Source organism: Saccharopolyspora sp. NPDC050389 (genome assembly GCF_040655595.1).
Classification (GTDB): domain Bacteria; phylum Actinomycetota; class Actinomycetes; order Mycobacteriales; family Pseudonocardiaceae; genus Saccharopolyspora.
In genome coordinates this window covers 85,418-91,270 of the sequence record NZ_JBFAKG010000020.1, presented here as the reverse complement: position 1 = coordinate 91,270, position 5,853 = coordinate 85,418, and the positions used below count along the sequence as shown (strand labels likewise).

Below are 5,853 nucleotides of genomic sequence, written 5' to 3'. Positions count from 1 at the left end.
GGACGAAGACATCCCCTTTCCCGGTCATCCGCCGCCGGCCTTCGGAGGCGGTCGGTCCTTCTTTCGTTGCGCGGTCGTGCGCGCCCGCTCGGCGCGGGCAGTTCTGCCGGAAAGACCGTGCCCTGGAGTTCCGGCGGGTCAGGTGCCCGCGGAAACGCCGGCCGGCTCCCGGTTCACAGGCTGTTCGAAAGGTCCGAGTTGTGGTCCGATTGGCCCTCGTGCTTGTCCGCGGCGCGCTTGCCCTTCACCTCGGTGAGGTTGAACAGGTCACCGAGCGCGGACAGCATCTCGGTGATGTTCTTGTTCAGCGCCGTGGCTTGCTTCTTGATGGACCTGGCCGTCTCGTCGTCGTTGCCCGCTGCGATGTTCAGCTCGTCGTCCAGGCCGGCCCAGATCTCCCTGGCCTGCCGGACATCCGATTCGGCCAGCCCCAGCGAGGCGAACTTCGTCTTCAGGTCCGGGGGGATCGCGATGATCTCTTCTTCATCGGCCATTGCCGCGGCTCTCCTTCAGCCAGGCGGAGGTCTCCTGCTGCATGTCCAGCAGCGGTGCCAGGAAGTCGCCCCACGCGGACTCGTCGCGCATCGACTTGCGCATTTCCTCGGTGTCGCTCAGGTGCGGCTGGACGGCCTCGCTGATCTCGGCCGTCATCTGGCCCTGGGCCTCCGCCACGAGCTTGACGATGGCCGCGCCCAGCTCGGCCTTCGCCATCGACCGGTAGCGGTCGTCGTGGAACTCCAGTTTGGACAGCTTGCCGCCGGCATCGACCGTGGCCGTGAGCATCCGGTCCTTGGATCGGACCGACTTGGTCCGCTTGACCAGGTCTGCCTCGACCTGCTGCAGCTCTTCCCGCTGCTTGTTCAGCTCGGCGAGGGCCTGGTCCAACTGCGCCTGCAGGTTGCCGAAGTTCACTGCGTCCTCCCAATTTCCTGGATGTTCCCGGAGTTCAGCGGCCGATGGCGGTGGTGAAGCCGCCTTCCAGCCCCCACTTGTCCGGGTCTTCGGAGAGCCAGGTGGTGCGCTGCCGCTCCTTCTCGCCCGGGCCGCCGGCGCCACCACCGGCCATCGGCGGCGGCATCATCGGCTGCTGCCCGTTCTGCCCGCCGCGGCCGAAACCGCCCGTCTCGGTGGGCATCGAGAACGGCTTGCGCAGCTTGTCGTCCAGCGCCGAGGAGTTCATCGTGGTGCGCTTGGTCGGATCGCCGATCTCGGCGGGCGACAGGGGAAGCTTCTTGCCGGGCCCACCGCCCAGCCCGAGCTTGTTGTTGTGCACCGCGTCGGGGACCACGATGGACTTGCCGCCGGGGCCGAAGATCGACCGGCCCATCGGGTCCACCAGGTGGCCGGTGGGGCTGAGGCGGGATCCGTTCGGCGCGTAGATCTGCTTGCCGTCCGGCCCGGTGTACGGGGTGCCGTTCGGGTCGAGCAGCGAGGTGTTGGGCTTGATCGTGGAGCCCTTGGGCAGCACCAGCGGCTTGCCGTCCGGGCCGAGCACCTTGGAGCCGTCGGGCTTGGTGATGGTGCCGTCGGGGTTGATCATCGATCCGTTGGGCACCGACAGCGGTGTTCCGTCCGGTCCGCGCATGAGTTCGCCGTCGGGCGTGAAGATGGAGCTCTGGCCGGAGCCGTTCGGGTCGTACTTGCCGGAACCGTTCGTCGAGCCCAGCCCGGAGTTGACCGGCCCGTTGCCGTTGCCGAACATGCCGCCGGCCGGGCCGAGCCCGTCCTTGCCCGCGCCCCCGGTACCGGTCAGGTCTGACGTCGACGAGTTGTTCCCGCCCAGTCCCTGCGTCTGCTCGTCGTCGGCGGAGTCGAGCCCGTCCAGGTCCGTGTCGCCGCCGGCACCGTCCGAACCGCCGCCCAGGGTGTCCTTGTTCTTCCCGGTCACGTCGTTGAGGTCGGAGGTCTTCTCCTGCAGGTCCTTCTCGTTCTGCTTCTGCTGCTCCTGCTGCTCCTTCTTGGAGTCGTCGAGGTTCTTCTTCTCCTCCTCCAGCTTCTTCTTCATCTCGTCGAGTTCCTTGTTCGCCGGGTCGTCCTTGCTCGGCGAATAGGTAGACGAGAACGGTCCGATCTTCGGTTCCGGGTAGATCCGGTTCGCCGTGGTCTGCAGGCTGTGCAACAGCGGGTTGTGGAACCCGGGCAGCGGCGTGTCGAGGTGTGTGGAGAAGTGGTTCTTCCACTTGTCCTTGGCGGCCTGCTCGATGTTCCCGCGCAGGTTCTCCTCCCACGAGTCGCGGACCTCGAACTCGCCCCAGGTCGTGTTGATCGACTTGACCGTGCCGTTCACGTGGGTGATGGATTGCACGTTCTCGTTGAAGGCCGTTTCCACCGCGTTCACCGGGGACCACAGCCCGCTCTCGTGATCCCGCCAGCTGATGAACGCGGCCAGCAAGCCGTTGACCTCGGCGACGTACTTGTCCTGGCTGTCCTTCAAGGAATCCAGCACCAGCGGGTCACCGACGATGTTGGCGAACTGCTCCAGCGAGTGGCTGCCGTTCTGCAGCAGGCTCTGGAACGATTTGGCGGTCTCTCCCTTGAAGTTGCCGCCGGTCTCGATGCTCTTGGCCTCTTCCGCGAACCTGTCGGCCCAACTCTGGATCTTCGCGGACGCGTTCTTCAGGGCGTTGATGGCGTAGCCGAAGCTCGGGATGCTGAGCACCTGGTTCTGCTGCGGCGCGTGCACCAGCGGATCGAGGATGTTCCCGCCGATGCCGCGGATCTGCAACCACGGCCCTTCCGGGTTCTCGAACTCGGGGTAATTGATCATCACGCCGACCCGGACCGTGCCGCTCAGGGTCGTCGTGTCGGTGATGACGTTACCGCGTCCCTCGCCACCCTGCCGGCGCTCCGTCGTCGTCTGCTTCTCGGCGTTGGTCGACTTCGTGAAATCCCACGAGTCGGAAACACCCTCGCCGACGTTGTCGTAGTCAACGCCCCGGATCCATTGCTTGCTGGTCAGGTCGTCGCGTTTCGCGACCGCCTTCTCGGCAATGGTGTTGAGCACGTCTTCCCAGGCCATCGCCCGAAACCTCCGTGATGCGACCGGATTCGGCCACTCGCCGACAGGGCCCTCCCGAAACTTCCGGCCGGTCTGGTGCGACCGGCCGGAAAGCCCGGTTCAGAAGGTGACGGTGACGCCGTCGGCCTTCTCCTTGTTCTCTTCCGTGGTGCTCTCGAAGTTCTTGTCGACCAGGTTCAACTTCCCGGTCAGGTCGGGAAGCGTCTGGAGCACGAGGTTCCGCACCTGGGTAGCGATGTTCTCCCGGGACCGCTTGAACTCCGAGGCGATGAGCTTGCCTTCGTTCGTCTGACCCGCCAGGATGTCGAATGCTCCTTGCAGAGCGATGATCTCGGGGGCACTGGTCAGATCCTTGCGGCACTCCTCGAACATCGTGCGGTACTGATCGGTCGCCGACTTGTCGTGAGTGATTTCCTTGGCCATGACTCACCGACCGCCTGTTCCTAGAAGCCCTGGGCGTTCCGCCAGTCGGTGTTGATCTGGCCGTCGCTCATGTCCTGCAGGATCAAGGTGGCCTTGCCGAACGCTTCCTGCATCTTGCCCTTGGCGGCGTTGACCTGGCCCTGAGCGCCCGTCCAGGCTTCCTTCCAGGCACCGGAAGAGACGGCGCTCAAGCCGTTGCCGTCGGTGATGACCTGGTCGATCAGCTGCTGCATCTTGTTGTTCTCCTGGTGGAACCTGTCCAGGATCTCGTTCACCTTGCGGGTGTCGATGTGAAGGCTCATGGTCTACGCTCCTCAGCCCTTGATCCCGTTGTAGAACGAGTTCGGGCTCATGTCCTGGTTCATCGCCAGGTTCACGTTGTTGTCGCTCATGTTGTTGACGTTGTTGTTGGTGACGCCGAGCTGGTTGACGACCTCGTCGAACTTGCCCTTGACGGTGTTGTAGTTCGTCACCCACTCCTGGATCTTGCGACCGAAGATCTCGGTCTCCGGGCCGGTGTAGGCCGCCCGCAGCTCGGCCTCGAAGCCCCCGATCGTGGTGGCGATGGTGCTCATCGACGCGATGTGATCTTTGAAGGCCGAGACCTTCTGCTTGTGGACCTCTTCGTTGAGATCGATAGACGGTTGGTTCACGCCGCTCCTCCGGGTTCGTGCGAAGGGATTGCTGCCGGACAACACAGAAACTAGGGCCGCCTGCTCGCCCCTACCACATCCCAGAACAGGGACGTGGCAAGGGGATCAGCACTGCGCCGGGGTCACCGGCGGCAGCGCGGTGACCGGCTGGCCGGCCTTCGCCGGGTCCAGCGCCGGGCCGGTGGGCAGCAGGTCGACGAGCATCGCGGGCATGGCCACCGGAGGCGTCGTGTACCCGAGCTTGCTCGCCGCGTCCGTCGACGGGACCGGGTACTTCACCCCGTTGTCGGCCACCAGGTACGTGGTCGACTGCGCGACGTCGCCGGTGGACAGCGCGGAGACCAGCACACCGCTGCCCGGCGGCACCGCCACCCGGTCCGGCCTCGGGCAGGACACGGTGATCCCCGGCTGCGGCACGACTGGCTTCGCCTCGGCCACGACCGCCTCGGGCACCAGGGAAACGCTCGTCGAAACCGGCGGGCCGGGCGTGGTGGACGCGCACAGCGCCTGCTCTTCGTCATCCGGAACCAGCGCCGGCGGCACCTCGGGGAACGCCCCGTCGCGCGTCAGATCGCCCTTGGCCGCGGGCGGGGCGGTGTGCGCGGTGATGTCCTTGGCGCCGATTCGCCGCGGTTCCACCGGCTGTCCGCCGTAGGCGATCGCCTGCGTGCGCGGGTCGCCGCCGATCAGCTTGAACAGGGTGTCGGTGAGCGGCACCAGGCCGGCCTTGGTCAGCAGGTAGGGCTTGCCCGCGGCATCGCGGAACAGCTGCCCGATCACGCTCGGCGCGCCGGCGAGCTGCGGCCCGGCCTCGCCGCGGTTCGCGATCTCCGGCGCGACCAGGTCGGGCCCGGTCGGCAGCGCGTTGAGGAACCCGGCGGGCACCTTGATCGGATCGGTGGTGCCGTAGCCGAGCGCGGCGGGACCGGCGGATTCGGTGTCCATCCGCAGCTTTCGGCTCGACCACACCAGGAACACCGCGCCGTCCGGGCCCGCGACCAGGGCGCCGTCGGTTTCCGTCAGCGGCATGCCGTCGGCCTCGCCGACCAGCATGGCGAAGTCCCGGGCGCCCCCGGTGGGCCCGGTGGGCCCGGCGGGCGCGGCGCAGGACAGCCACGGATCGGAGCTCAGCGCGGCGGCCGTCGGCAGCCCATCCGGTGCCCCGGGAATCCCGATCGGTGCCGCCCGCGGCGTGCCGAGCAGCGAGTTCTCCGAAACCGTGTGCACCTGCAGGCGGTCACCGGCGAGCAACCGGGCCGACGCCTGGTTGAGCACCGGGTGGAGCGCGCCGTCGAGGTAGATCCAGCGCGCCCCGCTCTCCTTCTCCACCACGATCGCGCCCGGCGCCTGCCAGGCCGTCGCCCCGCCGGGCTTGATCAGCCCGAATAGGAACGTCCCGAGCCCGAGCAGGACGGACACGATGATCCCGATCGACACGCCGCGCGACGTCCGCCGCTGCGGCGTGTCGGCGATGTCGGGGTCTGCCCGCAACATGCCGGCGCTGAGCCGCCCCATGACGAACATGTGCGCCTGAACCTGATCCCGCCGCGACTGCACGCTCCCACGCCCTCTGCGAAACTCTCGTCAACTCGAAAAATCATCACGAGCCGGTGGGTCCGTGCGCACTTTCCGCTGCTATGGCAGCACAATCCGCGCACGACCCCTGACCGGCCAAGACCTCATCCAGCGCCTTGCGCCATGCCGGGACAGCCCCGGCGCCGCGCATCGGACGCCCGCAGTCGAGATAGCGTCCGAGGT

At 67.0% G+C, this 5,853-nt stretch carries 7 protein-coding genes; all 7 read right to left on the bottom strand.

From position 1 onward, the window contains the following. Positions 1 to 173 precede the first annotated feature (173 nt). The 7 genes from AB0I53_RS15855 to eccB all read right to left on the bottom strand — a co-directional run bounded on the left by AB0I53_RS15855 (position 174) and on the right by eccB (position 5,652). The gene (locus tag AB0I53_RS15855; protein ID WP_358500887.1) at positions 174 to 494 is read right to left on the bottom strand and encodes a hypothetical protein; all 321 of its coding nucleotides are present in this window, start codon (positions 492 to 494) and stop codon (positions 174 to 176) included. Continuing rightward, the gene (locus AB0I53_RS15850) at positions 484 to 912 is read right to left on the bottom strand and encodes a YbaB/EbfC family nucleoid-associated protein (RefSeq protein ID WP_358500889.1); all 429 of its coding nucleotides are present in this window, start codon (positions 910 to 912) and stop codon (positions 484 to 486) included. The genes AB0I53_RS15855 and AB0I53_RS15850 overlap by 11 nt, the downstream gene beginning before the upstream one ends. 34 nt (positions 913 to 946) lie before the next feature. Further along, a complete protein-coding gene (locus AB0I53_RS15845; RefSeq protein WP_358602513.1) occupies positions 947 to 3,019 on the bottom strand; it encodes a hypothetical protein in 2,073 nt (690 codons plus the stop codon). 99 nt (positions 3,020 to 3,118) lie between these two features. Then, complete coding sequence (locus AB0I53_RS15840) at positions 3,119 to 3,442, bottom strand: hypothetical protein (RefSeq protein WP_358602510.1); 324 nt, start codon at positions 3,440 to 3,442, stop codon at positions 3,119 to 3,121. Between the two features lie 20 nt (positions 3,443 to 3,462). Then, the gene (locus tag AB0I53_RS15835; protein ID WP_358500894.1) at positions 3,463 to 3,744 is read right to left on the bottom strand and encodes a hypothetical protein; all 282 of its coding nucleotides are present in this window, start codon (positions 3,742 to 3,744) and stop codon (positions 3,463 to 3,465) included. Between the two features lie 12 nt (positions 3,745 to 3,756). Next, complete coding sequence (locus AB0I53_RS15830; protein WP_358602507.1) at positions 3,757 to 4,095, bottom strand: hypothetical protein; 339 nt, start codon at positions 4,093 to 4,095, stop codon at positions 3,757 to 3,759. Between the two features lie 105 nt (positions 4,096 to 4,200). Then, positions 4,201 to 5,652 (bottom strand): type VII secretion protein EccB, encoded by a 1,452-nt coding sequence (gene eccB / locus AB0I53_RS15825; protein WP_358602504.1) that lies wholly within the window; start codon positions 5,650 to 5,652, stop codon positions 4,201 to 4,203. Positions 5,653 to 5,853: the final 201 nt, after the last annotated feature.